The organism is Haloferax elongans ATCC BAA-1513 (assembly GCF_000336755.1).
GTDB classification, from domain to species: domain Archaea; phylum Halobacteriota; class Halobacteria; order Halobacteriales; family Haloferacaceae; genus Haloferax; species Haloferax elongans.
This window is the reverse complement of the sequence record NZ_AOLK01000015.1, coordinates 91,889-117,344: the sequence shown is the minus strand read 5'-3', so window position 1 is coordinate 117,344 and position 25,456 is coordinate 91,889. Positions and strand designations below refer to the sequence as shown.

The window sequence follows — 25,456 nt, the reverse complement described above, 5'->3', positions numbered from 1 at the left end:
TATATGGAGCCATACATAGCAGTACGTACGCCCGATATCACAATCGGCCGTCATCTTTTTCTTAAATTATCGAACACGAACGAACGCAGTGGAATCACGTTCCGATACTCTTCGAACCATACTCACAGTAGCAGTACTGCTTCTCGTGGCTACGACGTCGCCTGCGGCCGCTCTGACCGCAGGCCCGGCCGGTACGAACGCCGGTCCCACCGCCCCGGCGGACGTCGATTCGAACGCGACCACGAACGCAACGAACGCGACAACACTCACAGTATTGACGTACAACGACGTGCAGACCGCCGCGTCGAACCCGACGCGGATGGGTCGGTTGGTCGGCGTCGTCAACGACCGACGGCAGGCACACGATAACCCGACCGTCGTCGTCGGTGGCGGCGACCAGGTGAGTCCGAGTTCCTTCTCGCCGACGAGTCAGTGGCGCGTCCCCGTGGACGTGCTCAACACGCTCGGGCCGGACGCGGAAGTCGTCGGTAATCACGACCTCGACTACGGATTCGGTGCGGTCGAGAACTACAGCGCCGCCTCGGAGTTCCCGTGGTTGGTCGCGAACGTCGTCCACGAGGACGGCAGCGGCATCCCCGGAACGAAGAACTACACCATCGTCGAGCGCGACGGCGTCCGAGTCGGCATCGTCGGACTGGTCGACGACGCCATCAAGTCGAAGACGGCAGTCGACTTCGACGAACAGGGATACCGCGTCGCCGACTTCTCCCGCGTCGGGAGTCGCGTGGCGACGAAACTCAAAGACGAGAAGAACGTCGATGTCGTGGTCGCAGCGGCCCACATCGGCGTGCCCGAGTCCAAAGAACTCGCGCGCAACACCGACAATATCGACCTCATCGTCACCGGTGACGACGAAGTCGCCTACGCCCCGAAGACCGTCGATGGAACCACTATCGTCGAGGCCGAGGCTCGCGGCGCGTACGTCGGCGAGGTCAACCTCTCCGTGACCGACGACGATGTCTCGCTCGCAAGTGGGCGACTCGTCACGGTCGGCGAGAATTCGTCGGTGAACCAGACCGCCGAGACAATCGTCTCCGACGCGCGGTCGGCACAGCTCGGTGAAGTCGTCGGACGAACCAACACGACCCTCGACTCGCGGTTCACGTCCAACTACAAAGACGAGACTGCGTGGGGCAACCTCATCACCGACGCCTTCCGCAACCAGACCGGGTCGGACGTCGCGGTGACGAACGCCGGTGGAATCCGCGGCGACTTCGTCATCGACCGCGGGAACGTCACCTACGACGACGTCTACACCTCGCTCCCGTTCGGAAACTACCTCGTCACCAAACGAATGACCGGTGAGCAATTGCGGGAACTCCTCGCGAGCCAAGTCTCGACCACGGACGACAACTACGGCGCACAGGCACAACTGCAGGTAAGCGGCGTCTCCTACGAGTACGTCCCGTCCGAAAACGCCAGTCCGGTCGTCCGAGACGTGTACGTGAACGGCGAGCAACTCGACGAGGATGCTCACTACAACGTCACCGTCAACTCGTACATGGCCGGGTGGGCCTTCGAGGACCGGTACGGATGGAGCATGGCGGAACTCCCGACCACGAGCGAGGATTACACGCTCTACGGGACCGTCGTTGCGCAGTATATCGACGCCAACTCGCCGGTTGCACCCGAGGACACCAACCGAATTCGGCGCGTCGATAGCCACCTCGGAAACGTGACAGTCGCGAACCCGCCAGCCCACGCGGCGAAGGAGACAGTCACTGTCCGGAAGGCGGTTTCCTCTGATATCGACGGGGTGAACGCCTCGTCTGTCGTCCTCCAGAACGCGACCACAGGGGCGCTCGACGCCGAGTCAGCAACTGTCGAAGACGGCGAACTCGTCGTGACGTTCGACCAAGACGAGTTCCGACGGCTGAGTGACGACAGTCAAGAACTCGAACTGTACGCCGGATACGACAGTCCCGTCTACGGCGACGGCTACTTCCAGCATGCGGTCGCAAACGTCGACGTGAACGTGCCGCCGGGACAGGACGATTCACACCCCGACGGTCAACCGGGGTCCGGCAACGGCGACCCGCCGATTTGTACGGTGTGACCCGAACGTCGCGGTGTGACATCACTCCCTCGGCGACGATCAGCGCACAACTCGCGTCCTGATACACTAATTGACCGTCTTTTTTCTGTACATTTCCACCAACCAGAGTAACGACTATGTGGAATCGTGATAGTTGAATCAGTATGGCAAGCAGTTCCTCAGAACCGATGTCTCGCTGCCGAAAGTGTGGCTACTCGGCTATCTCGGGTGGGACCGAGTGGAGTCGAGTGGAGTCGTCACTCGGGACGATGACACAGTGTCCCGAATGCGGGAGCACCGACGTAATGACAGGTCTCTAACGTCGAGAAAAATCGTCCTGACAACTGGTGGCTTCGGTGGTGCCACCACGAAAATTCCGAGTGGCGCTCGCTCTCCAGCGAGGGCACTATTGCTGTCGCGGTGGCAACACGTGAGTCCGTTCCCCAGTGCTGCGACCACCCGCGTCCACGTTTTACACCCTTAAACGCCCACAACTGCCGATAGTGTGGCTGTGCGGCTCTTTGGGAGAGTCACAACGGCGCGAAATACCAGCGCGACAGACCGCCTCTCTTATCTTCCCCGCGAACGTAACCGAACATAATGTTGACACCCATCCCACTGTTTCCGGGGCTCCCCGGCGGCCCAGAACTACTCATCGTCCTGCTCATCGTCGTCCTACTCTTCGGTGCGAACAAGCTCCCGCAACTCGCTCGCTCGTCCGGACAGGCGATGGGAGAGTTCCGCCGCGGCCGTCAGGAAATCGAAGAGGAGCTGAAGGAAGGCGTTGAGGGCAGCGAGGACGAAGACGAAGACGAAACCACGACGGCCGCCGAGTCCGAATCGGAGACGGCCGAAGCGAAAGACGAGAACTAATCGCGTTTTTAGCGGGTCACTTCCGCTTCGACACCCAAGACGTGTGAGTAGCGACGCTGCACGTAGACGGAAGCTGCATGCTGCGCTGTCGTCCTACTCACTGTCGTCCTACTCACTGTTGTCTTGGTCACTATCGTCCGAATAGAGCGAGTAACGGGGCTCTCGCTCAGCGTGTGAATGAGGTATGAATGGGTGGACAGTGAGGTTGCCCGGCGTTCCGACGTGGGGAATCTCGGTTGCCTTCTCCACCCCGCGATCCCTCGAGCGACGCACGTCCGATGGTCCGCTGCTCGCTTCCGCGCCTGGCGGGGTACCACCGATGAACCGCGCGAACCCTTCCCTGCGGAAGGGGTACGCGGAACCGCTGTCCCCGAAGGACGAGGTTTCTACGTTGGCTTCCGAGGCCCGCGCCGGTCTGACCGGACGCGCCCGTGTTCGGTCCCCGCTAAAGACCTATTTCGCGGGTGAAGAGCAGGGCCTAACTGCCCGACCTAGTCCACCCCTTCCTAATCCACGGACTGTTAAGGGCCTTTCGACTCGTCGGAAGGAAAATCGTGGGACACCGTCGGGGTGTCTCCAGTGGTAGTACAGCCACAGATAGCTCCAGCGACGATTCGTTCGGAGTGACGTTGTGGTTCGCTTAGAGGACGCTTCTGGCGTATCCCGCGGTCCCGACGAAGAGGAGCGAGGCGGCTCCGAGGACGCTCCAGCGGTGATAGCTAATCCACGAGTACTGCTCTGGGAAACTAAACAGGACCGTTGGGTCGATTGCGAACGCCCACGTGACCGAGATACCGAGCATCGTGAGCGCGAGAACGAACGCCAGACCGGCAGCGGTCGCAGGGTCGGTGCGTTCTTGCCGCCCGGAGAGGAGAACGATGACCTCGACGAGCGCCAGCAATCCGACGATAGCGATTCCGACGGGACCCGAGGCGTAGTAGGCGGCCATCGGACCTGCTCCGGATTCGACGGCGACTGCTGGCACCGCGACGGCGGCCGCGAGAAGGACCGAGCCGACGAGGCCGACAGCCGGGGCGGTGCGTTCGATATCCATAGAAACCCGTTCGAAAGACCGACTGATAAACGGTTTGAGACGTGGTCGAGAGCAGGTGGCAGTGATTCGAGGCAGGTCGTCGAGGCAGGTCGTCGAGGCAGGTCGTCGAGGCAGGTCGTCGAGGCGTGACCGCGAGGGGATTGCCCGGTTTTAAATCTCGGTGCGACGACGTGCGCGTATGGACCGCGTAGCGATTATCGGCGCATCGATGACCCAGTTCGGGCAACGAGACGCCTGGATTCGCGAACTGCTCGCCGAGGCGGGACAGGAAGCACTCGCGGACGCCAACGTCTCGCCCGACGAAGTCGAGCACCTCTACGTCTCGAACATGGCAAGCGGCGAGTTCGAAGGGCAGACCGGCGTCCCGAACGCCCTCGCCCACGACCTCGCGGCGATGCCAGCCTACACCGCCCGAATCGACCAGACCTCTTCGTCCGGCGGCGCGGGCGTCTACGCCGCGTGGCAGTCGGTCGCCTCCGGCGCGTCCGACATGACGATGCTCGTCGGCGGCGAGAAGATGACCCATCGCTCGACCGCCGAGGCGACAGACGTCATCGCCTCGCTGACACACCCGGTCGAGTACAAACACGGCGTGACGCTGCCTTCCTTCGCGGGACTCACGGCGCGTCTCTACCTCGACACGTACGACGCCCCGCGCGAGTCGCTGGGGAAAGTCGCCGTCAAGAACCACAAGAACGGTCTCGACAACCCGCACGCGCAGTTCCGCAAGGAAGTCGACCTCGACACCGTCCTCGACTCGCCTATCGTCGCTGACCCGCTTCGCCTCTACGACTTCTGTCCCATCACGGACGGCTCGGCGGCGCTCGTCTTCTGTCCCGAGTCGGTCGCCCGCGAGTACACCGACGACTACGCCGTCATCTCCGGTATCGGCGGCGCAACGGACACCCACGTCGTCCACGAGCGTGCCGACCCGACCACCATGGGCGGCGTCGTCAACTCCTCCGAAATCGCCTACGAGATGGCCGACCTCGAACCCGACGACGTGGATGTCGCGGAACTCCACGACATGTTCACCATCCTCGAATTTCTCCAGTCTGAGGACCTCGGCTTCTTCGAGAAGGGCGAAGGCTGGAAGGCCGTCGAAGAGGGCGTCACGGACCGCGACGGCGAACTGCCAATCAACACCTCGGGCGGCCTGAAGTCGAAGGGTCACCCGCTCGGCGCGTCCGGTGTCGCACAGGTGTACGAGATTTACAAGCAACTCATCGGTGACGCAGGCAAGCGACAGGTCGAAGCGGACGTCGGCCTCGCGTGCAACGTCGGCGGCTTCGGCAACTGCGTCACGACCACCATCATGGAGTCCCGATAATGTCCGACGACATCCCACCGATGGAAGCGTACCGCTACCCCGACGGGAGCATCACCTACCCCGGCCACCCGGTCGGCCCGGGCGGCGAAGAACCGGTCGGCACCGTCGACCTGAGCGAATACACCGCGACGGTCCTCACGTGGACCACGTCGACGGCGACCCCGCCGGGCGTTCGCCAGCCTAACACGCTCGCTATCGTCGAGTTCGACGTCGACGGCGAGCCAGTACGTGCTATCGGACAGGTGACAACCGAGGACGTCGAAATCGGCGACGAAGTCGAACCGGTCTACGCTGAGGAACTCCGCGAACCCGGTGCTGGCATCCGCGAGCCGGAGAGCCAGGAGTGGGACGGCTACCGGTTTACGCCGGTCTGAGTCGGTTCTGTCCTGCACTCACAGTCCGAATCGCTTCACGGTTCGAATCCACTTTTGGGGTCCGAACCGACCGAGCCAATGTTGATACTGCTACACGTTCAACGTCGTGTATGAGCCACCCGCGCAGCGTCACCTTCGCCCGCGACACAGTCGTCGCAACGGCCGTGCTTGCCGGGTTGTACGGCCTCGCGTATGGCGTTCAGTTCCAACCCTTCCAAATTCCGGGCTACCTGCTCATCGTCGGCTTCGACCTGCTTGAGGTCGTCTTCGGCCCGGTCCAGCGTCACTTCGACCTCGTGTTTGGCGCGTACATCGTCGGCCTCGGCGTCGTCGGCGCGGCGGCAGCCCAGTTACTCCGCCTCGGGAACCGACGAACTGACGTCCCGCAATGGAAACTCGGTGTCGCGGGCGCGCTGGCTCTCGTCGGCGTCCTCTCGTTCCTGTTCGCCCTGGGTGTGCTCGTCACCACTACGCAGACGACGACCGTGTTGCTTACCGGCGCTGTCGGACTCACACTTATCGCGCTGGCAGGATGGGTCTCTGGACTCCTCCGTGTCGAAATCGGACCGGCTCAGTAGTCGCTCGGCTCTTTGTCGTCGCCGTCGTCGCCACCGGCATCACTGTCGTCGCCGTTGACCTCTTGCTTGATAGACTCCAGTTCGGCGTCGACATCGACCGTTGGCTCGTCTTCGGTGTCGTCGACCGACTCAGAGCCTTCTTCGGTCACGTCGATGCGGACTGGGCCGGTCCCGTGGTCCGTGCGGTCGTCGTCGCGAGCGCGCCGGTCGTCACTGCCGCGCCGCCACTGCGACTCGAACCGCTGTTCGTCCTGCCGCCAGCGGCGTTCGCGCGTGGTTCGCTCGCGTTCCGCGTCGGCGATGCGCTCGTCGAGTTCGTCCGCGAGCGACCGGGCGCGCTCCAGTACGTCTCGCGCTTCCGGATTCGACGGCAGGTCAGCCTCCGAGAGTGCGGTTCGCAGTTCGGTCAGAGCGCGGTCGACGCCCGTGACGGCGCTCCGCGGGACGTCGCGTATTCGCGCGTCGACGTCGTTTCGGGTGTCCTCCATCGCACGAGACGGGTCCGAAAGGCGCATCAGCCGCCGGAGGAGTTCGAGCGAGGCGATAGTCGCTTCGAGGACGGCGATGACCGTCGGGATGGTGTACGATTCGGTAAAGCGGAGTATCTCGCCGAAGCTCGGCGGTTGCGGTGTTCGCGTCCTGCGGCGACCCTCGCGGTCGCGTTCCTCACGAAGCTCCGTTCCGAGTTCGTCGAGCGTGTCACCGAGTTCGTCGAGCAAATCGAGCACGTCGTCGTCCCGGCGTCGGTCACTCATGGCCGTGGATTAGGCGGCCGCAGGGATAAGCGTTCGAGCCGTGTCGGTCGCAGTCCTAGTCGACGGAGCCGACGAACGCGCGTTGCTCGGCGAGGACGTCAGGGTCGAGCGTCCACACGAGGTCGCGTTCGTCTCGGTTCAGTGCCGCGGCGACAGCCCCGTCCGGCCTCACGACGAGAGATCGACCGGCGTACTCAGACTCCGCGGGCCCCGTGCGGTCGCTCCCGCCGGTTCCGGTCCGATTCGCGCCGACGAGCCATCGGACGCCGTCGAGGGCGCGAGCGCGACAGAGAAGCCGCCAATTCTCAGAGTGCGCTGCGGGCCACGCACCGGCGACGAACAGCGCGTCCACGCCCTTCTCGGTCATGGCAGCGCTGTCGGCGACGAAATTGAGGTCGTAGCACGTCAGGAGTCCCGTCTTTCCGACTGGCGTCTCGACGGTGACGAGTTCGTCACCGGGCGTGACGACGGCGGCCTCGTCGCCCCAGAGGTGTCGCTTTCGGTAGGTCGTGGCAGCCCCGTCGGGGCGCACGTAGGCAACCGCATTGTAGAGAGTCTCGCCAGCCTGTTCGAGGTAGCCCGCGAGGACAGCCACGTCGTTTTCGGTGGCGACCGCCGAGAGTTTCTCGGTCGCCTGCGCGGTTGTGAGCGCGGCGCTGTAGGCGCGGGTGTCGGAGACGAAGCCCGTCAGGGCGTATTCGGGAAAGAGCGCAACGTCGACGCTATCGGACAGTTCGGCCGTTCGCTCCTGAATCGCTGCCTCGTTCGCGGCCGTGTCGAGGTCGGCGACCGAGAGTTGCGGGACGGCAACGGTCGGATGGGTCACGCCCTGAGAGACGGTGAGCAAGCCAAAAAACACCCCGTCATGACGGCACCCATCTCCGGCCGCCGCGACGCGAAGCGAAGGGAAACGCTCTTTTTACAGACGGACGGACTTCCGGCATATGAGTGACGGGGACGACGATACGACAGCACTCTCGCCCGAGAGCCTCGACGAGCGTCTGACCGAGGCCGAAGAGGCCCTCGAAGCGGCTGAGACCGAAGCCGACCTCGATGACGTCGAGGCCACACTCGACGACATCGACGCAGACATCGACGCCGCCGACCTGCCCGAGGCCGAAGACGAAGACGACGAGGACCCTGCCGAGGAGCTTTCCTCGCGCCTCTCGGACCTTCGCGACGACCTCGAAGACCAGCGCGGCCCGTACGCCGAAGACGCCGTTTCTGAACTCGAAGACGCCGAGTCCACGATTTCCGACACCCGGTGGACCGAACAGGGTGAAGGCGAAATCGTCGAGGTCGTCGAAGCGTTCGTCGAGGACCTCAACGACGTGCTCGACGCGAGCGTCACGCTCGAAGGAAAGGGCGCAGACGCCCTCAACAGCGCTATCGACGACGCTATCGAGGCTATCGAAGCGGCGTCCCTCGACGCCGACGAGGACGCAGAGACCATCGCGGACCTCCTCGACGTGGCCGACACCCTCACGACCGGTCTCGACGACTCCCAGGAGTGGGACGACCTCGAAACCCGCGAGAAGCTCCAAGCGCAGGGCTTCTACGACGTGCTCGGCCACTACAAGGACTACCCGCCGGAGCTCTCGGCGCTCAAGGAACACGAAAAGCGCGGCAACGTCGACATGATTGCCCTCGCCTTCGACAGCTTCCAGTCCGACTTCATGGAGGAGTACTGCATCGAGGCGTTCACGCGAATGAACGACGATGCGGCCTTCGACGCCGTCGAACCGCAGGCCAAGCGCCGCGACAAGGGCGCTATCAAGGCAATCGGTAAGATGGCCGCCGAAGACGGCATCGAGATGCTCGTCGACTACGTCGACAGCGACAACGACCCGGCGCTTCAGAAGGTCGTCTTCAAGGCGCTCGGCGAAATCGGCTCCGAGGAAGCGACCCAGCCTATCGCGGACAAACTCGTCACGGAGAACGAAAACGTGCGCTCGGCCGCTGCGCGTTCGCTCGGCCTTCTCGGCGACACCCGCGCCGTCGACCCGCTCACGGACGTTCTCGCGGACGACGACGTCGATTCGGTGCGCGCCAGCGCCGCGTGGGCGCTCCGCCAGATTGGCACGCAGACGGCCCTCGAATCCGCCGCCGAATACACCGACGACCGCTCGTACATCGTCCAGCGCGAGTCCGAACTCGCCGCCGAGTTCCTCGGTGACGACGTCGAAACCGAAGCGACGGTCTGAGACGAGACCGCTTCGTTTTCTGACGCGACCAATCGACGAGAGCGACAGCTAGCCTGCGAACCTTTTTGACCCATACCGGTCCCATCGCGGCGTGTGTTCCACCGGGTCGTCCTCACCACACTCCTCATCGTCGCCACCGTCGCGCCTGCTCCGATAGCGGCGGCAACCGACCATCCCGACGCCCGTATCACCGCCGCACTCCCCAACCCAACGACACCGGACGACAGCGGCGAGTTCGTCGTCGTAGACGCCCCAAAAGGCGCGAACCTCACACTCGACGATGGCGAACAGCGTGTTTCTATCGTCGCGCCCGGCGGTCCTGTCGCCGTCGCATCTGACCCGGACGCAGCCGCAGCCCTCACCGACCACCCAATCGTCTCACCCGGCCTCTCGCTCGCCAACAGTGGAGAGACGATTACACTCCGCGTCGATGGCCACGTCGCCGACCGACTCGTCTACGACCGAAGCGAGGAAGGGGCGGTCCTCACCCGCCGTGACGGCCGCTGGACATGGTGGCCCAGAACGCTCCCCCGAAGACCTGTCACGACCCACCACGAGGCGAACGCTACACTGTTCGCCCTCCCTGACTCCCCCGCGGTCCCCATCGAGACACTCCGTAGTGCCGACGAGAGACTCCTCCTCGCCGGATACGTCGTCTCGTCGTCCCGCGTCGCCGACGAACTCATTGCAGCCCACGAGCGCGGCGTCCGCGTGGAAGTACTCGTCGACGACGCACCAGTCGGCGGCTTTCCGAAGCACTCCGCTCGCGTACTCGACAGACTCGTCGCCGCGGGCGTTACCGTTCGCGTCGTCGGCGACCCGCACTCGTTTCACCACGCGAAGTACGCCGTCGTCGACGACAGGGCGCTCGTCACGACGGAGAACTGGAAGCCCGCCGGAACAGGTGGGAAAAAGAGCCGGGGCTGGGGCGTCGTCGTCGATTCATCTGGCGTCGCGGCAGACCTCTCGAACACGTTCCGCGACGACGGCTCACTGCCAGCAACTCGACCGTGGGAGACGTTCCGCGTCGGCCGCCAGTTCGTCGTCACAGACGTGTCGAACGGAACGTACCAGACGCGCGTCGGTCCGGAGACGGTCCGGGCCGACCGCATCGCTGTCCTGCGCGCACCAGACAACGCCGAACGGGCGGTTATCGACCACCTCGATGGCGCGAGCGACCGAATCGACGTGATACAACCGAGTGTCGAGGCGGACGGCCCGTTCGTCCTCGCGCTCAAGCGCGCTGCAGCGCGTGGGGTACGCGTCCGTCTCCTGCTTGGCAGCGCGTGGTACGTCGAAGAAGAGAACCGGGCGCTGGCGACGCGATTGAACGACTGGGCCGACCGAACCGGAAACCCATTCACGGTCCGCATCGCCCGGCCAGCGGGACGGTACGGCGCAGTCCACGCGAAAGGCGTCGTCGCCGACGACACAGCCATCGTCGGAAGTATGAACTGGAATCGTCACTCCGCGCGGGAGAACCGCGAAATCGCACTCGCTATCGACGACCCCGCTGCGGCCGACTACTATCGGGGCGTGTTCGCGGCCGACTGGCGGGCGAGCGAACGCGGACCACCGACGAGCCTCCTCGCAGGTGTCGGTGTCGCAGCACTCGTCGGACTGCTGGCGCTCAGACGGGTGGAGTTCGCGGAATAAAATGAATCGTGGAGTCGCAGTCGCGGGTGTTTCTGCGGTGTCGGCGGCTTACGCCGTCGTCGACAGTTCTTCGTCGATGTCGGCTTCGGCCATCTTCTCGACGAGGCTGTCGATGACTTCCTCGCGCATGCCGCTGACGAACTTGATGGAACCGACGACGAGGTGGCCACCGCCGGAGACGCCGCCGCCGACGACTTCCTCGTTCAGTTCGGCGACCATCCGCGGGATGTCGAGGCGGACGCCGTCGGAGCGGAGCACGGCGAAGTCAGGGCCGTATCCGATGGTGATGACCGGCTCGCCCGTCTCCTGGACCTTTCGGTCGTGAAGCTTGCCCGTCGTCTTCCCCGGCGCGGGGTAGGTAAAGCGGTGGGCCCACTTGTCGAGGTCGATGCGGTAGAGGTTCGCACCACTGTCGAGTCGCTCGTGTTCGAGGTTGGGCTCGGCCGCTTCGAGTTGGCGGTCGACGTCGCGCTCGGCGCGCGTCGAGAGGAATTCGACGAGTTCCTCGTGGCGGGCGCGGTCGTCGCAGCCGACGTTGAGCACGTCGTTGACGATGGACGCACCGTCGTTGTAGCGCAGCCAGTGGGCGGCGTAGTCGAGTGCCTCGCCGATGTCGAGGAGCCCTTCGCGGTCGTAGCCTTCCGCTTCGGCCAGCGCGACGTAGTCGTCCATGACCTCGGCCTTCGAGCGGTCCGAGAGCCCGGCGACGGCGGGGACGTGACGAAGGTCGTCGGTCACGTCGGGGTGAATCATCCGCGCGAGTTCGACACACATCATGCCCGTCGTGATGCGGTAGTCCTCGTCGTGCAGGTACGGGTTGACGTGCGCGTCGAGAAGCGGGTCGACCGCCTCGGGGTCGGGGTGGTGGTGGTCGACGACGGCGATGGGCACGTCGTAGTGCGCGAGGTTCTCGTAGGCAGGCACGTCCTCCTCGGTCGACCCGTTGTCGAGCATCAGGAGGAACGGAAGCTTCTGTCCGTGACGGGCGCGGCCTTCCAGCGCGAAGTTCAGGTCGCGCGTCACGTCCTCCATCTCGTAGAACGGCGCCTTACTCGGCAGGCGCTTGAACAGGTGTCGCGGTGCGTCGGGGTCGTCGTGGACCTCGGTGATGAGGCGTTCGAGCGCCAGTTGAACCGGCACCGACGCGCACATCCCGTCACCGTCTGCGTGGTGGCGCACGCGAATCGGACGCCCTTCGAGGACGGTCCGGCGGAGCAGTTTGGCAACGTCTTCGAGGTCGTCTCGGAGCTTCTCGAATGCGGGCCACTCTACAAGGGGTTCGACCGACTTAGGGGCGGCGCGTTCGTCCAACGCGTCCTCGATACGGCTGCGCACGTCGTCGGCTTTCTCGCCTTCGAGCAGCGTGAGGCCGTCGACTTCGAGTTGGCGCGTTCCCTCGTGGTCTTCGACGTTGCCGGTCATGCGGACCGCGTCGTCGAGTTCGACGTTGGGGAACGCTCGGACGCCAGCTTCTTCGAACGCTGCTGCGGCGACGATACCCGAGTCGTCTGCGATGCGGAAGACGGTCGGGCCGCCGGTCTGCTTAATCTGGGCGACCGTTCCCTCGATGGTGACCGTCTCACCGACCGTCAGGTCAGCGATAGGCGTAATCGTCGGTTCGTGTTCGACCGTCCGCGTTCGGTAGTCGTCGGGTGTCTCCTCCGCGAACGCGATGTCGCCGTTCTCACGGATGTCGTCCAGACGGACGACGAGACGGTCGCCGACCTCGTAGTCGGTCGAGAGGTTCGATTCGTGAATGAGTCCAGAGACCGAGTCGGAGATGTCCACGAAGATGCCGTATTCGACCACGCCGTTGACGACTGCGTGGTAGTACGCGTCGGTCTCGACGTCGTCAACTGTACAATTCGGTGCAAGATCGAAGACGATAGGTCGTGAGTCCGAATTCGGACCCGAGTCGGCGCCGGAATACCCGGCGTGCTCGTCGCTCATAGGTTCGCTAGGTCCGGGGGTAGTGTTAAGCTTTACAAAAGCGTTTCGCGCGTTCGAACCACAGTTTTCGTCGTTTCGTGGGGGTGACACCCCTCTGTCGGGCGTCTCAGTATCCAATCGCGTTCAGTGCCGCTCGAACTTCCGGGACGTACTCAGACCCGAAGACCCGGACGTGTTCGAGGAGCGGAAAGAGTGCGTAGACGGGCGCCCGGTCGTCGAAGAATCCGGGTTCGATGGGCCGCTTGTTGGTGTAGGCGTCGAAGAAGGCGTCACCAGCACTGTCGAACCAGTAGACGTAGGCGAGTTCGACCTCCGGGTGGCCGTAGTAACACGCCGGGTCGAGAAACGCGACGACGCGACCGTCGCGCACGACGAGATTTCCCGCCCACGCGTCGCCGTGAACGAGACCGGGTTCGTCGGGCTCAGAGACGAGGTCGTCGAGGTCGCGGGCGACGTCCTCGATTCGCTCGGCGGTCGAGTCGGGGAGTCCAGCGGAGCGGGCAGCGTCGCACCACGGGCGGAGGCGCTGGTCTCGGAAGAACGAGATCCACGAGTCGGTCCACGGGTTGGGCTGTCGGTACGGCCCGGAGAGCGTGTCGTACGGGAATCCGAATTCGGGGGCGCTTTCGTCGTGTAGTGACGCGAGGTGGGCGGCGAAGTCGCGTTCGGCGTCCGCATCGAGGTCGTCGTCGCCCGCAACGTAGTCGAGGACGAGCAGGTCCGAGTCCGCGTGGTGGACGGTCGGAACCGGGAGGCCAGCTTGCGCGAGCGAGTCGAGCATCTGTCCCTCGACGTCGAGCGGGGTCGGGCCGGTTTTCGCGACGACTGGCTCTCGGTCTGCAAAGTCGAGGACGTACACGTGGCCAACGTGGCCACCGTCGAGTTCTGTGACGGTGTCCGGGGCGTGGTCTGTCCCGAGTGCGTTGGCGACGCGTTCGGCGACAGTGGCGGTCGGGGTCACAGGTCGCGTTCCGCGTGGCGGGGACCTCAGTATGACGGTAGAACTCGGAGGCGATGAGTCGCCGTTTCGGAACCCTTAGATGGAGCGCCCGCCGACGAACCGGTATGCGACTCTTCCGGTCGCGGGAGGTCATCGGCATCGCCGCCGACGCGCTCGACTTCGCGCTCGAAGCCTCCGCGGAGACCCACCCGAACGAGTACATGGGACTGCTCCGCGGCGAAGATGCCCGTCGAGTCGGACTCGACCGCGATGGTCTCGTCGTGACTGACGTCCTCATCATCCCGGGGACCGTCTCCGACCCGTACAGTGCGACGGTCAGAAACGACCTCGTGCCGAACGACTTCCGTGCGGTCGGGTCGGTTCACTCACACCCGAACGGCGTGCTTCGCCCGAGCGATGCGGACCTCGATACGTTCGGAAGCGGCACGGTCCACATCATCATCGGCGCACCGTACGGCCAGAACGACTGGGAGGTGTTCGACCAGTCCGGTGAAGTCCGCGACCTGCCGGTGTACAACGTCGACCTCCCGGACCCCGAATCGTTCTTCGACTTCACACAGGAAGATATCGACGAGGAGCTGGATACATGAGACGAGTTATCGCACAGGGGACGTTCGACATTCTCCACCCCGGCCACGTCCACTATCTCTCGGACGCGGCCGCGATGGGTGACGAGCTCCACGTCATCGTCGCCCGTGCAGCAAACGTGACGCACAAACCGCGACCGATTTTGAGCGACCAACAGCGAACGGACATGGTTGCCGCCCTCGACGTCGTCGACGAAGCACACCTCGGCCATCCCGACGACATCTTCGTTCCAATCGAGGAAATTGCGCCGGACGTCATCGTCCTCGGCTACGACCAACACCACGAAGAAGCCGCCATCGAGTCGGCGCTCGCAGAGCGTGGCATCGACTGCGAAGTCGCCCGCGCGAGCCCCCGTGACCCCTCCCACGACGACGAACTCCTTTCGAGCGGGCGCATCATCGACCGCATCGTCGAGCGTCGCTGCTAAGGCTCACATCGTATTCTCACGCAGCGCGATACCGGCCGAGTACCTACCGACTGACAGTGTGACAGTCAGCGTCGCAACTCGGCGGTGGAGAATGTGGAAGGAAGGAAGGAGACGCTTACTGGCTGGAGCTCTGCTGCTTCTGCTCGTCGAGCCAGTCTTGGTACTCGTCCTGCGAGACGACTTCGACCGTGAAGTACATCTGCGAGTGGGCGACGCCACAGTACTCAGTACAGTAGCCCTGGTAGGTGCCTTCCTCGTAGGCGACGGTCTTTATCGTGTCCGTCGCACGCGGCATCGCGTCCTGCTTGAGGCCGAGTTTGGGGACGTGGAATCCATGTATCACGTCCTGTGATGTCACCTGGAAGTAGACGGGGCGGTCCTTCGGGACGACGATTTTGTTACCCGTCGTGAAGTTGCCTTCTTCGGGGTAGTACATGTTCCACCCCCACTGGTAGGCCTCCGCCGTGACGACGACTGGGTCGTCGTTCATGTCGATGTCGTTCCCCTGGTGGGTAACGTTCTCGTCGGCGAGGACACCGTACGACGCGACACCGACGAACAGCAGCACAATCGCGGTGGCGATAGTCCATGTGATTTCGAGACGCCGGTTCTCCTTGGTCGGCAGAGCGCGCTCGCTGTTACGGTACTTGATGACCGTATAGATGAGGATGGCCTCGACCAGCACTGTAATCGGGATTGCTACGTAGAGGAGCTTCCCGTTCAGCTGGTTGATGAGTTCCGATGTGGCAGACGCCTGCGCCGCAACGGGGGTGGCGACAAGCGCCATCGCGACCGTCGCAAGCAGGGACGCGAGCGCGAAACGCGTCTTTCTCATGCTGAACGGGAGTTAGGAACAACCGCATAAATGCGTACCGACTCTCACGCCAGATGGTTGTACCCACCCCCTGTATACGATGGCTCTTTCGGTACCTTTGCGGTAGGAAAAAGCGCGGGTCCTAAATACGGGACGGTCCAAACGAATCGTAGGTGAATTACGTGGCCACGACTCGCGCTTCGAACAGATTCCACGGCCTTCTCGCCGCGACGGCGATGGGGGTCTATCTTCTCTTGCTCGTCGGCGCGACCACGGCGCTCACGGACGCGACAGCCGCGTGCGCCGCGTGGCCGGCGTGCGGGGACGGGCTCTCGCTTCCGACGTCGACCGACGGCTGGATTGCGCTCGGACACCGTCTCGCAGCCGTCTTCGTCGGACTGCTCTCGGTCGCAACGCTCATCTCGGCGTGGCTGAGTGACTCGTCGCGCCGAGTGAAAGCGGCAGTGACTGTGGCGGCCGTCCTCTATCCGGTACAGGCCGGAATGGGTGCGCTCGTCGCGACGGCGGGCACGACCCAACTGCTCTCGACAGTCCACCTCGTCGTCGGGATGGCCATCTTCGGCGGCCTCCTCGTCGCGCTCGCGTGGACGCTCGAAGAGGTCACCGGCGACCCGACCGACCGACCAGCAGAGCAGCCATCGATGGACGAACCGCTGGAAGACAACGGCGAACGCCCGCCGATTCCGACCGAGCCAGTCGCACGGGCCAAGGCGACCGCGTGGGCGTACTTCCGCCTCATGAAGCCGCGGCTGATGTGGCTCCTCTGTCTCGTCGCGTCGGCGGCGATGGCACTCGCCGGAACCGTCTCGCCCGGGCTGACGCCACAAGTAATCGTCGCCACGCTCGGCGGTGGCGTCCTGTCTATCGGCGCGTCGGGGACGTTCAACCACGTCCTCGAACGCGACATCGACCGCCGGATGCAACGCACGAGCGACCGCCCGCTGGCGGTCGACTTCGTCCCCGTCCGCAACGCTATCGCGTTCGGCCTCGCGCTGACGGTTATCTCGGTCGGCCTGTTCGCGTCCGTGAACTGGCTGGCGGCCGTCCTCGGACTCATAGCCATCGCGTTCTACAGCGTCGTCTACACGCTCATCTTGAAGCCGAACACCGTCCAGAACACGGTCATCGGTGGCGCGGCAGGCGCACTCCCGGCACTCATCGGCTGGGTGGCCGTCACGGGCAACGTCGGACTCGGCGGCTTCGCCCTCGCAGGTGTCATCTTCATGTGGACCCCGGCGCACTTCTACAACCTCGCGTTGGCCTACAAGGACGACTACGCCCGCGGCGGCTTCCCGATGATGCCGGTCGTCCGCGGTGAGACGGAGACGCGAAAGCACATCATCTGGTGGCTGGGCGCGACGCTCATCACCGCCGCAGGACTGGCCGTCATGGACGCGCTCGGCGTGGTGTACGTCGTCACGAGCCTGCTTCTCGGCGGCGTGTTCCTCTACTTCGTCGTCCGCCTGCACTACGAACAGGACGACACGGCCGCGTTCCGCGCCTTCCACGCCTCGAACGCGTACCTCGGCATGTTGCTCCTCGCAATCGTCGTGGACACGCTCGCGGTCTGATACGACTCCAACTACCGTTCAATCATGGCAACTGCACGCGCATTTCCGTCCCCGTCGCGGTCGACACTCTTCCGCGCCGCATTCGCGGTCAACACCACGCTAATTCTCGCGTTCGTCTATCTGCTCTTCACGCAGGCGAGCGTCGGCGCGCCGCGATACGCCATCTACGGCGTGACGTGGGTCGCAGTCGGTCTCTGGGTGCTGTTCGACACGGAAGTCGTTCCGGCATCGACAGCGACGAGACGAAAGGCTGCGGCGGTCGGATTCGGCTACTTCGTACTGCTTGCGGGCGCTGGTGGCCTCGTCACAACTCCCGTTCCGGGCGGCACGGGCGGATTCCGTGTCGCGTTCCTGCCTCCGGGATGGGGTCCGGCGCTCATCTACGGCGGCGACCTGTTCAACCTCGTCCTCATGCCCGCTCGCGTCGTCGGCTACGCCGCGCTCGCATACCTCGTCTACGAGACGGTCATCGAAGCAGCGGGAGCCGCCGTCTCGGGCATCGTGGGACTGTTCTCTTGTGTCTCGTGTTCGTGGCCCATCGTCGCCTCACTCATGACCAGTGTCTTCGGGAGTGGAACCGCCATCGTCGCCACGGTGACGACGCTCTCGTACGACCTCTCGACTGCCGTCTTCCTCGTCACGGTGGTCTTGCTGCGCTGGCGACCCGGCTTCGGTCGATAACTGTTTTCGACCGTGGTCAGTGGTGTGCTGGCCGCCGTCTCGTTTTTCAGTCTCCGACGAGTACGACCGCCTATGACCGCCATCGAAATCGAGTACTGCGTCCCCTGCGGCTTTCTCGACCGCGCAGAGGAGATTCAACACACGCTCCTCCAGCAGTTCGGCCAGCAAATCGAACGCGTCGCGCTCGTGACCGGTGACCACGGCGTGCTGACAGTCACAGTCGACGGCGAGCGAGTCTGGGACAAATCCGAAGACGAGTACGACCCGGACCTCGTTCTCCGGCGGGTTCGCCCGCACGTGGGTACCTGAGCCGGTAGCCCCGTGAAATCGCTCGAACACGCGGTCGTCGGTGCGGTCGTGGGCAGCATCGCGGCTGTCGCACTGCAACCGCCCGGTGGCGTGCCGTTTCTGGTCGTCGGGGCCGTCTTCCTCAGCGTCTTCATCGACCTCGACCACTTTCTCATCGCCCGCTTCGAGCGCGGCGATTGGCAGAATCTCCGAACGGCCGTCACCAACCCGCGCGTCGGGCTCGTCGACCAAGAAGGCGTGTTCCCCGAGTTCGGCCCGCGATTCAATCTGAAGCGACTCCTGAGTCACCACCTCATCGGCGGTGTCGCGGTCGGCGGACTCGCAGTCGCTGGCGCGGCGACGTTCGCGGCCTTCGTCGGCATCGTCCTCTACGCGCACGTCGTCTGTGACTTCCTCAGAGACCTCGAACTGGCCTAAAAGGGGAGCGCCGCAGCCAGCGACGTTACGTCAGTGCCCCCAGCGCCGACCGTCTTCGTCGTACCGGGCGTTCATGATGCGCTGCCACTGGTCATCCGAGAGGTCGACGTCGGCGGCACCGACGTTCTCACGGAGTTGCTCAGGCGTCCGCGCGCCGATGATGGGCACGACGGTCGCGTCCGGGTACTCCATCAGCCAGCGCAGGGCGACCTGTGCGGGACTCGCGTCCACCTCGTCTGCGACGGCGCGAATCTCATCGAGGATGTGCCACCCGCGCTCGGAGACGTAGAACTGCTCGAATCGGTCGTCGAACGACCCGCGTGCGCCGTCGGGAGCGACGTACTGCGAGGGGTCGTCCGGGTCGGCGCGCTCGTACTTCCCCGTCAGGAAGCCACCCGCAAGCGGCGAATACGGGCAGATGGCGAGTTCCTGGTCCTCACACACGTCGAGGTAGTCTTCCACGTCCTCGTAGTAGCCCGCGTGGAACAGCGGCTGGGTCACGTCGAACCGGGCGTAGTCGTTGACGTCGGACTTCCAGAGCGCCTTCGTGAGTTGCCACGACGCCATCGTCGAGGCACCGAGGTAGTTCACTTTCCCCTCCTCGACGAGCGCGTTCAGCGTCTGGAGTGTCTCCTCGATTGGCGTCTCGTCGTCCCAGCGGTGGATGTAGTAGAGGTCGAGGTAATCCGTTCCGAGGCGGTCGAGCGTCCCCTCGATTTGGTTGCGGATGTGCGTCCGTGAGAGACCGCGCCCGTTCGGGTTATCCTCGTCGAAGGGGAAGTACACCTTCGAGGCGACGACGTAGTTTTCGCGGTCGCGCTCGGCGAGCCAGTTGCCGATGTATTCCTCTGAGGTCCCGTTGACGGAGCCGTAGACGTTCGCCGTGTCGATGAAGTTCCCACCGAGTTCTTCGAACGTGTCGAGGAGTTCGTGTGCGTCTTCTTCGTCTGTTTCCAGTACGCCACCCGTCTGGCGACCGAAGCGCCACGTGCCGAAACAGAGTTCGGAGACGCGCGTCCCGGTTGAACCGAGTCGTCGATAGTCGAGGCTCATACCAGACGTCACGGTGTCCGGCGACTAAAGGGTGGAAGTTGCGGCGAGTGACGCGGGTTCGAACCGAACGACCAGTGTGTTCGACTCGAACGTCAAGTGTGGGACTCCCCCGCACGCTTTTGCGTCCTCCCGACGACATGTAAGGTATGTTTAGAGTCGCAGGTGTCGGAGTCGGGACACTCGGACTTGTAGAATGCCGCCTCCTCGACGAGATGGATGGCGTGAGTATCGTCGCCGGGGTCGACCCGAACGACGATGCACGCGAGCAGTTCGCAGACGAGTTCGACGTCCCCGTCTACGAGACGGTCGAAGAGCTTCTCGACGGGGAGTTTCTCGACGCCGTGACAATCGCATCACCCCACACAGAGCACTTCGACCAGGCGCTCGCGGCGCTCGAAGCCGGGGTCCACGTCCATCTGGAAAAGCCGATGGTGACGGACCTCGCCGGTGCTCGGGTGCTCATCGACCGCGCCGACGCAGAAGGACTCACGCTCGCTGTCGGCTACCAACGACACTTCGACCCGCGGTACGTCGAACTCCGGCGCATCGTCGACTCCGGGCGAATCGGCGACCCGCACATGGTCGTCTGCCACCTCGAACAGGAGTGGATTCAGTGGACTGAAAACGAGTGGCGCAGCGACCCCTCACTGTCCGGCGGGGGTCAGTTGTACGACTCCGGGTCGCACCTGCTCGATGCGGTGCTCTGGGTAACGCGGTCGAAGCCAGTCACCGTCTCGGCCGCAGTCGACCACCGCGGGTACGACGTGGACGTGAACTCGGCGCTGGCGGCCGTCCTCGACAGAGACGGCGCGAGTCTCACCGCCAGCATCGCCGTCTCGGGAGAAGGGTCGAGTATCCCCGAACCCGGCGAATCGCTCAGAATCATTGGCACCGAAGGGATGGTCACGTTCGACGGCGAGACCATCGAAGTGACGGAAGGAAACGTCACGTACCGGGCGACACCGGACGAACCCGACTTCGAGACGTTGACGCGGAAGAAACTCCGAAATTTCGTCGACGCCGCACGCGACGAGGCTGTCCTCGCGATTCCCGCGACCGATGGACTCTACGTGACGGCGCTGACAGAGGCGGCCTACGAGTCGTCGACGACCGGGCGGCGCGTCAACGTCGACGGCGACGCGTAGTTTCAGGCCACAGGAAGCCGACTCAGCACTCCGGGCGAACGCTGTCGATGGCCGTCGAATCGAGCGTTGATTCCGAATCCCTTACCACCCGACGCGTCCGTCCGATACGACATGAACGAGGTACTCGTCGCCGACGACCTCAGGAAATCCTACGGAGACGTGGAGGCGCTGTCGGGCGTCTCGCTCTCTGTCGCCGAAGGTGAGGTCTTCGGTCTCATCGGCCCGAACGGCGCGGGGAAGACGACGCTCGTCCGCGCGCTCACAGGCACGACGACGCCCGATTCGGGGTCTGCATCTGTCCTCGGCAGCGACCCGACGAGCGTGGACCGCCAGCGACTCGGACTGCTCCCGCAGGACTTCACACCAGCCGGTCGGTTGACGGCGCGCGAACTCGTCGCCTACTACGCCGGACTCTACGACGACGCGCGCGACCCCGACGAACTCCTCTCAGATGTCGGTCTCGCGGACGCCGCCGACACGTGGTACGAGAACCTCTCAGGTGGCCAGCAGCGCCGCGCCTGCATCGCGCTCACGCTAGCGAACGACCCTGACGTGCTCTTTTTGGACGAGCCGACGACCGGCATCGACCCTGCCGGGCGGCGGTCCCTGTGGTCGCTCATCGACGACCTCGCAGCACGCGGAACGACGGTCTTCCTCACGAGCCACTCGATGGCCGAAGTCGAACGACTCGCCGACCGCGTCGGCCTGCTCAACGAAGGCCAGTTGGTCACGGTCGGCCACCCCGACGACCTCGTGGCCGAACACGGCGGCGAAAACAGGCTCGTGGTGCAGACTGCCGATTCGATTTCTCTCGACGACGTGTCGCTCCCCGCGTCGCTCGCTGCTGAAGTGACCGCTGAAGGAGTCACCGTCTACGGCGTCGGCCCGCGTGAGATTGGTACGACCGTCTCCGCGCTCGACGACGCCGGTATCGTCTACGAATCGCTCGTCTGGAAACAGCCCGGCCTCGAAGAGGTGTACCTCTCGCTTACCGGCGAGCAGTTCGAGGGTGCCAGACCGACCGCCGCCGCGGTCGCAGGAGGGAGCCAATGAGCGCCCTCACCCGCGTCGCCTCGGAGTTCGTCGCCTCGTGGCACTCGTTCCTCCGGCGGCGAACGGCCGTGTTCTTCACGTTCTTCTTCCCCGCCATCATCGTCGTCATCTTCGGCGCGCTGGTGCAGACCCAACCGACCGGTGGCGGCCTCTTCGCCGAGCCGAAAGAGTACTACATCGCGGGCTATCTCGCCGTCGTCGTGCTCTTCACGCCGCTGTCGCGGGTCGGTAGTACCATCGCCCGCCACCGCGACGGCAACCGATTCGAGAAGTTGGCGACGACCCCGCTCACACGTGCGGAGTGGCTGCTCGCCCACTCGCTCGTCAACGTCGTCGTCATCGGCCTTGCTGCCTTGTTGCTCCTCGGTCTCTCGGTACTTGTGACGGGTGCGTCGATTCCCGTGTCGGCCGCAACGCTCGCGGTGATTCCGTTCGTCGCGCTCGGCGTCACGCTCTTCTGTGGCCTCGGAGCTATCATCGGGAGCCTCGCCGACTCCCAAGACGGCGTCATCGCCGCGTCGAACGCTATCGCGCTTCCCCTGTTGTTCCTCTCCGAGACGTTCGTCACGCCCGACTTGCTCCCGGCGTGGTTCGTTCCGGCACTGAATCTCTCGCCGCTGACGTTCTTCGCGCGCGGTGTGCGAGCCCTGACGTACTCGGGCGGAGAGTGGACGACCAATCTCGGCATCCTCGCCGCGCTCTCTGTGGCCTTCTTCGTCGCGGGGACGCTGGTGATTCCGCAGACTGACTGAAGGGAAACACAGGCGGACTGCGGGAGACACAGACCGACTGCGGGCGACCAACGCCCTCACGCGAGGGCACCGCCGACGCCCGCAAACTCAAGCCTTAACCCACGGCCGCTCCCACGTGGGGGCATGGTCGATACTGAGACGTACACCATCGAAGGACCGAGCGGTGACTCCGAAGAAATCGAACTCCCAGAAGGTCTCGTCGACATCTTCGCGGAGCAGGGCGAAGAGCCCACGGACGTCGTCGCCGACGTTCTCGTCCAGGCGTTCGCACAGCAGGCACACGTCGTCGCCCACCACAGCGAAGGTGAGGTTGCGAGCGACATCGCCGCAATCAACGACACGATGGAAGACCTGTTCGAAGAGCGGTTCGGCGTCGCCCTCGCCGACGCGCTCGGTCACTCGCACTAAGCGACGAGTCGAAGCAGCCGTTTTTGCAGCGATTCTTTTCGCGGGGAGCGAGACGCAGTGGAGAAGCGAGGGATTCCGGTAGTCGAGACGCTACTGGTGCGGTCAGAGGTGAGGGATACGAAGAAGAGAGAGGCAGTCTAGATGAACGCCAGCGGGACCATCACCGCGAATCCGGCAGCGAGGCCAGCGAGGAGTTCTGCCTTCCCACCGCGAGGGAGGTGTTCGCCGAGTTCCAGCGCCTCGGGGATGAACTCGGTGAGGACGAGAAACACCATCGCGCCCGCCGCGAAGCCGAATCCGAAGGGGAGGAACTCACGGGCGATGCGGACGAAGTAAAACGCGATGACCGCGCCGATTGGTTGCGGCAGGCTGGAGAAGATTGCCCACCAGACGAGCTTCCAGTTCGGGACGTTCATCGACCGAAGCGGGATGGAGATAGCCAGCCCCTCGGGGATGTTGTGGATGGAGATGGCGATAGTCATGAACACCGCGAGCAGCGGGACGGCGAGCCCGAAGACTTCGAATCCACCTTCTAATCCGAGGTCAGCGAAGGAGACGCCGACGGCGACGCCCTCGGGGAAACTGTGGACAGTGAGGATGCCGAGAATCATCACCAGTTTTCGGAAGTCAGCCTCCTCGTAGTTCTTCGGGTTGACCTCGGCACCCTCAATGACGTAGTGGGCGACCACGACGAGGACGACGCCGGCCAGTAACCCGATTCCCAGTTGCAGTGGCGTGCCGTTGGCGAGTCCTTCGAAGATGAGTCCGAACACCGACGCAGACACCATAATTCCCGACGCGACGCCCCAAAGGGCGACGTTCCAGCGGTCGCTCACGTCCGAGACGAAGAAGAACGGCAACGCTCCCAGACCAGTCGCGATAGCCGTGATGAGACCAGCAACAAACACGAAGACGAGAGCGGCAAATGGGTCCATACTCACACTACCAGTTGGGTGCCGATAAATATTATCATATTACAGATAGATTTTGGCGGGCCTAAACTGTGAAAGCGGCAAAAACGTGCGATTGTAGTTTCGTCTGGCCTAAAATCGAGGCGAGAGATTGTATATGGTATATGATATTTGTTCAGAATCTGGGTTCCATCTGGCGCTCAGTTCGATGCCCTCGGGAGACGACTCGTGAGAGGCACAGCTCGGTGCGAAGGAGCGACAAAAACAGTGTTCGGTTCGGAGGCTCGCTCAGTCGTCGGCCGCCGACGCACCTTCCGGTGAGTCGGAGTCACTGCCCATCGGCGAGACCGGCGAGGCCGCGACGTTGCGTGCCGAACCCATCCAGCGCTCGACGTTGGCAGCGACGTAGTCGCGGGCTCCGAAGGCGACTGCACCACCGACACCGATAGCGAGCGCGGCGGCGAGGCCCCACGCGAACGCCTGGGCGATGGTGAACAGGATGGCCACGTCGATACCCATCGTGCTCAGGCCGATGACGACGGCGGTGAAGTACAGGAACATCCGCGTCCCAATGGCGAAGAAGCTCGTGTACGAGGTCTCGGTCGCCGCGCGGGTGCGCATGATGGCGTCACCGATGAAGTCGGCGACGACGAACCCGAGAACGATGACCAACAGCCCGGCGACGAACGACGGCGCGTAGGAGACGGCGGTCGCGACCCACTCAGAGAGCAGGTCTATCGCCAGTACGTTCGCCGCGGCGAGCGTGGCGACGGCGTAGACGAACCACTTCCCGAGCGTTCCGAAGGACTTCGAGACGGCCTTCTCTGTGCCGCCAAGAATCTTTCCGACCGGGGTTTCGAGGACGGCCTTGTCTATCTGAATGCGGTCTGCGAGGCGCGTGATGAGACTCGCGGCAATCTGCCCGAGGAACCACCCAATGAGCAGGACGATAACTGCGCCGACGAGACGCGGCGTGAACGCCAGTGCTGAGTTTACGACCTCGGTGATTGTATCTGGAATTGTGACTTGTAGGACGTACATAGCCACCGGATGATACGACCTCAGATGGATTAGTTAGGGGTCAGTGACTTTGTATAAAACACTCTACTAATCCGTACGCTCCGAATTTTTCGATATTCGGGGGAATCGGGACGAACGGCAGTCTTGGGCTTGAGACTCTCTCGTCGGATAGAGTGACTCGACCGCAGGAACGTCTCTCAGTTCGACACCCAGTCGTCGGAATTAATCTTCTCCTGTGTCGTCGGGCGCCGTGGTCGCGTCCGACTGTGCTGCCGCGATTTCGCCGAGGTGTCTCGCGATTTGCTCGAACGCGATGACGAGGCGCGCGGCGTACCACAGTACGACGACTCCGAGGGCGAGAAACACCCAGAGGAGTATCTGCTGTGCGATGACAATCGCGTAGATGAACGTCAAGAGCAGAAAGACGGCGATGCTAATTTTCGCACCGGTCGTCTGGTGGAGCGGTGTCCTATCAGTGGAGGACGACATACCCCG

Annotated in this window: 27 protein-coding genes and 1 other RNA gene; 17 read left to right on the top strand and 11 right to left on the bottom strand. The window is 63.9% G+C overall.

Translation table 11 applies throughout. From position 1 onward, the window contains the following. Window positions 1–145: 145 nt before the first annotated feature. Both C453_RS07255 and C453_RS07250 read left to right on the top strand, forming a co-directional pair. Window positions 146–2,077 (top strand): bifunctional metallophosphatase/5'-nucleotidase, encoded by a 1,932-nt coding sequence (locus C453_RS07255; protein ID WP_008323605.1) that lies wholly within the window; start codon window positions 146–148, stop codon window positions 2,075–2,077. 579 nt (window positions 2,078–2,656) lie between these two features. Further along, complete coding sequence (locus tag C453_RS07250; protein ID WP_008323603.1) at window positions 2,657–2,929, top strand: Sec-independent protein translocase subunit TatA/TatB; 273 nt, start codon at window positions 2,657–2,659, stop codon at window positions 2,927–2,929. 190 nt (window positions 2,930–3,119) lie between these two features. Here the strand turns inward: C453_RS07250 and ffs are convergent. Both ffs and C453_RS07245 read right to left on the bottom strand, forming a co-directional pair. After that, window positions 3,120–3,431, bottom strand: an RNA gene (gene ffs, locus C453_RS19530) — signal recognition particle sRNA. Between the two features lie 138 nt (window positions 3,432–3,569). Then, a complete protein-coding gene (locus C453_RS07245) occupies window positions 3,570–3,983 on the bottom strand; it encodes a DUF7548 family protein (RefSeq protein ID WP_008323602.1) in 414 nt (137 codons plus the stop codon). 178 nt (window positions 3,984–4,161) lie between these two features. Between C453_RS07245 and C453_RS07240 the strand changes: the two genes are divergently transcribed. The 3 genes from C453_RS07240 (at window position 4,162) to C453_RS07230 (ending at window position 6,265) form a co-directional block, all read left to right on the top strand. Further along, the gene (locus tag C453_RS07240; protein ID WP_008323601.1) at window positions 4,162–5,313 is read left to right on the top strand and encodes a thiolase family protein; all 1,152 of its coding nucleotides are present in this window, start codon (window positions 4,162–4,164) and stop codon (window positions 5,311–5,313) included. Then, the gene (locus C453_RS07235) at window positions 5,313–5,687 is read left to right on the top strand and encodes an OB-fold domain-containing protein (protein ID WP_008323599.1); all 375 of its coding nucleotides are present in this window, start codon (window positions 5,313–5,315) and stop codon (window positions 5,685–5,687) included. The genes C453_RS07240 and C453_RS07235 overlap by 1 nt, the downstream gene beginning before the upstream one ends. Before the next feature lie 110 nt (window positions 5,688–5,797). After that, complete coding sequence (locus C453_RS07230; RefSeq protein WP_008323598.1) at window positions 5,798–6,265, top strand: hypothetical protein; 468 nt, start codon at window positions 5,798–5,800, stop codon at window positions 6,263–6,265. Here the strand turns inward: C453_RS07230 and C453_RS07225 are convergent. Next, entirely contained in the window at window positions 6,259–7,020 is a 762-nt protein-coding gene (locus C453_RS07225; protein WP_008323597.1) for a DUF7547 family protein, read from the bottom strand. The genes C453_RS07230 and C453_RS07225 overlap by 7 nt on opposite strands. Window positions 7,021–7,075: 55 nt before the next feature. Further along, entirely contained in the window at window positions 7,076–7,846 is a 771-nt protein-coding gene (locus C453_RS07220) for a carbon-nitrogen hydrolase family protein (protein WP_049907567.1), read from the bottom strand. 118 nt (window positions 7,847–7,964) lie between these two features. Here C453_RS07220 and C453_RS07215 point away from each other — a divergent pair, with 118 nt between their 5' ends. After that, entirely contained in the window at window positions 7,965–9,224 is a 1,260-nt protein-coding gene (locus C453_RS07215) for a HEAT repeat domain-containing protein (protein ID WP_008323595.1), read from the top strand. A gap of 93 nt (window positions 9,225–9,317) precedes the next feature. Further along, window positions 9,318–10,880, top strand: a complete 1,563-nt coding sequence (locus C453_RS07210) for a phospholipase D-like domain-containing protein (protein WP_008323594.1) — start codon at window positions 9,318–9,320, stop codon at window positions 10,878–10,880. Window positions 10,881–10,928: 48 nt separating this feature from the next. On the opposite strand, the gene C453_RS07205 is transcribed toward C453_RS07210, so the two are convergent. Together C453_RS07205 and C453_RS07200 are read right to left on the bottom strand one after the other, a co-directional pair. Beyond that, the gene (locus tag C453_RS07205) at window positions 10,929–12,830 is read right to left on the bottom strand and encodes a DHH family phosphoesterase (protein WP_008323593.1); all 1,902 of its coding nucleotides are present in this window, start codon (window positions 12,828–12,830) and stop codon (window positions 10,929–10,931) included. 106 nt (window positions 12,831–12,936) lie between these two features. Next, the gene (locus C453_RS07200; protein WP_008323592.1) at window positions 12,937–13,791 is read right to left on the bottom strand and encodes a fructosamine kinase family protein; all 855 of its coding nucleotides are present in this window, start codon (window positions 13,789–13,791) and stop codon (window positions 12,937–12,939) included. Between the two features lie 104 nt (window positions 13,792–13,895). On the opposite strand from C453_RS07200, the gene C453_RS07195 reads away from it, so the two are divergent. Beyond that, entirely contained in the window at window positions 13,896–14,381 is a 486-nt protein-coding gene (locus C453_RS07195; protein ID WP_007539110.1) for a Mov34/MPN/PAD-1 family protein, read from the top strand. Continuing rightward, window positions 14,378–14,806, top strand: a complete 429-nt coding sequence (locus tag C453_RS07190; RefSeq protein WP_008323591.1) for an adenylyltransferase/cytidyltransferase family protein — start codon at window positions 14,378–14,380, stop codon at window positions 14,804–14,806. Before C453_RS07195 ends, C453_RS07190 begins: the two co-directional genes overlap by 4 nt. A gap of 115 nt (window positions 14,807–14,921) precedes the next feature. On the opposite strand, the gene coxB is transcribed toward C453_RS07190, so the two are convergent. Beyond that, complete coding sequence (coxB, locus tag C453_RS07185) at window positions 14,922–15,641, bottom strand: cytochrome c oxidase subunit II (protein ID WP_008323590.1); 720 nt, start codon at window positions 15,639–15,641, stop codon at window positions 14,922–14,924. A 161-nt stretch (window positions 15,642–15,802) separates the two neighbouring features. On the opposite strand from coxB, the gene cyoE reads away from it, so the two are divergent. The 4 genes from cyoE to C453_RS07165 all read left to right on the top strand — a co-directional run bounded on the left by cyoE (window position 15,803) and on the right by C453_RS07165 (window position 18,619). Next, window positions 15,803–17,212: a heme o synthase gene (cyoE, locus tag C453_RS07180; RefSeq protein WP_008323589.1), complete on the top strand. Its 1,410-nt coding sequence runs from the start codon at window positions 15,803–15,805 to the stop codon at window positions 17,210–17,212. Window positions 17,213–17,236: 24 nt separating this feature from the next. Continuing rightward, window positions 17,237–17,893 carry a DUF7546 family protein gene (locus tag C453_RS07175; protein WP_008323588.1) on the top strand — a complete coding sequence of 219 codons (657 nt, stop codon included), beginning with the start codon at window positions 17,237–17,239 and terminating at the stop codon, window positions 17,891–17,893. 72 nt (window positions 17,894–17,965) lie between these two features. Next, window positions 17,966–18,202, top strand: coding sequence for a SelT/SelW/SelH family protein (locus C453_RS07170; RefSeq protein ID WP_008323587.1), 237 nt, complete (start codon window positions 17,966–17,968; stop codon window positions 18,200–18,202). 12 nt (window positions 18,203–18,214) lie between these two features. Further along, window positions 18,215–18,619, top strand: a complete 405-nt coding sequence (locus tag C453_RS07165; protein ID WP_008323586.1) for a metal-dependent hydrolase — start codon at window positions 18,215–18,217, stop codon at window positions 18,617–18,619. Window positions 18,620–18,649: 30 nt separating this feature from the next. Here C453_RS07165 and C453_RS07160 read toward each other — a convergent pair whose 3' ends face one another. After that, window positions 18,650–19,672, bottom strand: coding sequence for an aldo/keto reductase (locus C453_RS07160; protein WP_008323585.1), 1,023 nt, complete (start codon window positions 19,670–19,672; stop codon window positions 18,650–18,652). Between the two features lie 146 nt (window positions 19,673–19,818). Between C453_RS07160 and C453_RS07155 the strand changes: the two genes are divergently transcribed. From C453_RS07155 to C453_RS07140, 4 genes are all read left to right on the top strand, one after another. Continuing rightward, window positions 19,819–20,817, top strand: a complete 999-nt coding sequence (locus C453_RS07155) for a Gfo/Idh/MocA family protein (protein ID WP_008323584.1) — start codon at window positions 19,819–19,821, stop codon at window positions 20,815–20,817. 111 nt (window positions 20,818–20,928) lie between these two features. Further along, the gene (locus C453_RS07150; RefSeq protein ID WP_008323583.1) at window positions 20,929–21,870 is read left to right on the top strand and encodes an ABC transporter ATP-binding protein; all 942 of its coding nucleotides are present in this window, start codon (window positions 20,929–20,931) and stop codon (window positions 21,868–21,870) included. Next, complete coding sequence (locus tag C453_RS07145; protein ID WP_008323582.1) at window positions 21,867–22,622, top strand: ABC transporter permease; 756 nt, start codon at window positions 21,867–21,869, stop codon at window positions 22,620–22,622. Before C453_RS07150 ends, C453_RS07145 begins: the two co-directional genes overlap by 4 nt. 123 nt (window positions 22,623–22,745) lie before the next feature. After that, window positions 22,746–23,030 carry a DUF7545 family protein gene (locus C453_RS07140; RefSeq protein ID WP_008323581.1) on the top strand — a complete coding sequence of 95 codons (285 nt, stop codon included), beginning with the start codon at window positions 22,746–22,748 and terminating at the stop codon, window positions 23,028–23,030. 137 nt (window positions 23,031–23,167) lie between these two features. Here the strand turns inward: C453_RS07140 and C453_RS07135 are convergent, their stop codons facing one another. From C453_RS07135 to C453_RS07125, 3 genes are all read right to left on the bottom strand, one after another. Continuing rightward, complete coding sequence (locus C453_RS07135) at window positions 23,168–23,965, bottom strand: ZIP family metal transporter (RefSeq protein WP_008323580.1); 798 nt, start codon at window positions 23,963–23,965, stop codon at window positions 23,168–23,170. Window positions 23,966–24,229: 264 nt separating this feature from the next. Continuing rightward, complete coding sequence (locus C453_RS07130; protein ID WP_008323579.1) at window positions 24,230–24,982, bottom strand: mechanosensitive ion channel family protein; 753 nt, start codon at window positions 24,980–24,982, stop codon at window positions 24,230–24,232. Window positions 24,983–25,183: 201 nt separating this feature from the next. Next, window positions 25,184–25,450: a hypothetical protein gene (locus C453_RS07125; RefSeq protein ID WP_008323578.1), complete on the bottom strand. Its 267-nt coding sequence runs from the start codon at window positions 25,448–25,450 to the stop codon at window positions 25,184–25,186. Between the last annotated feature and the right edge of the window lie 6 nt (window positions 25,451–25,456).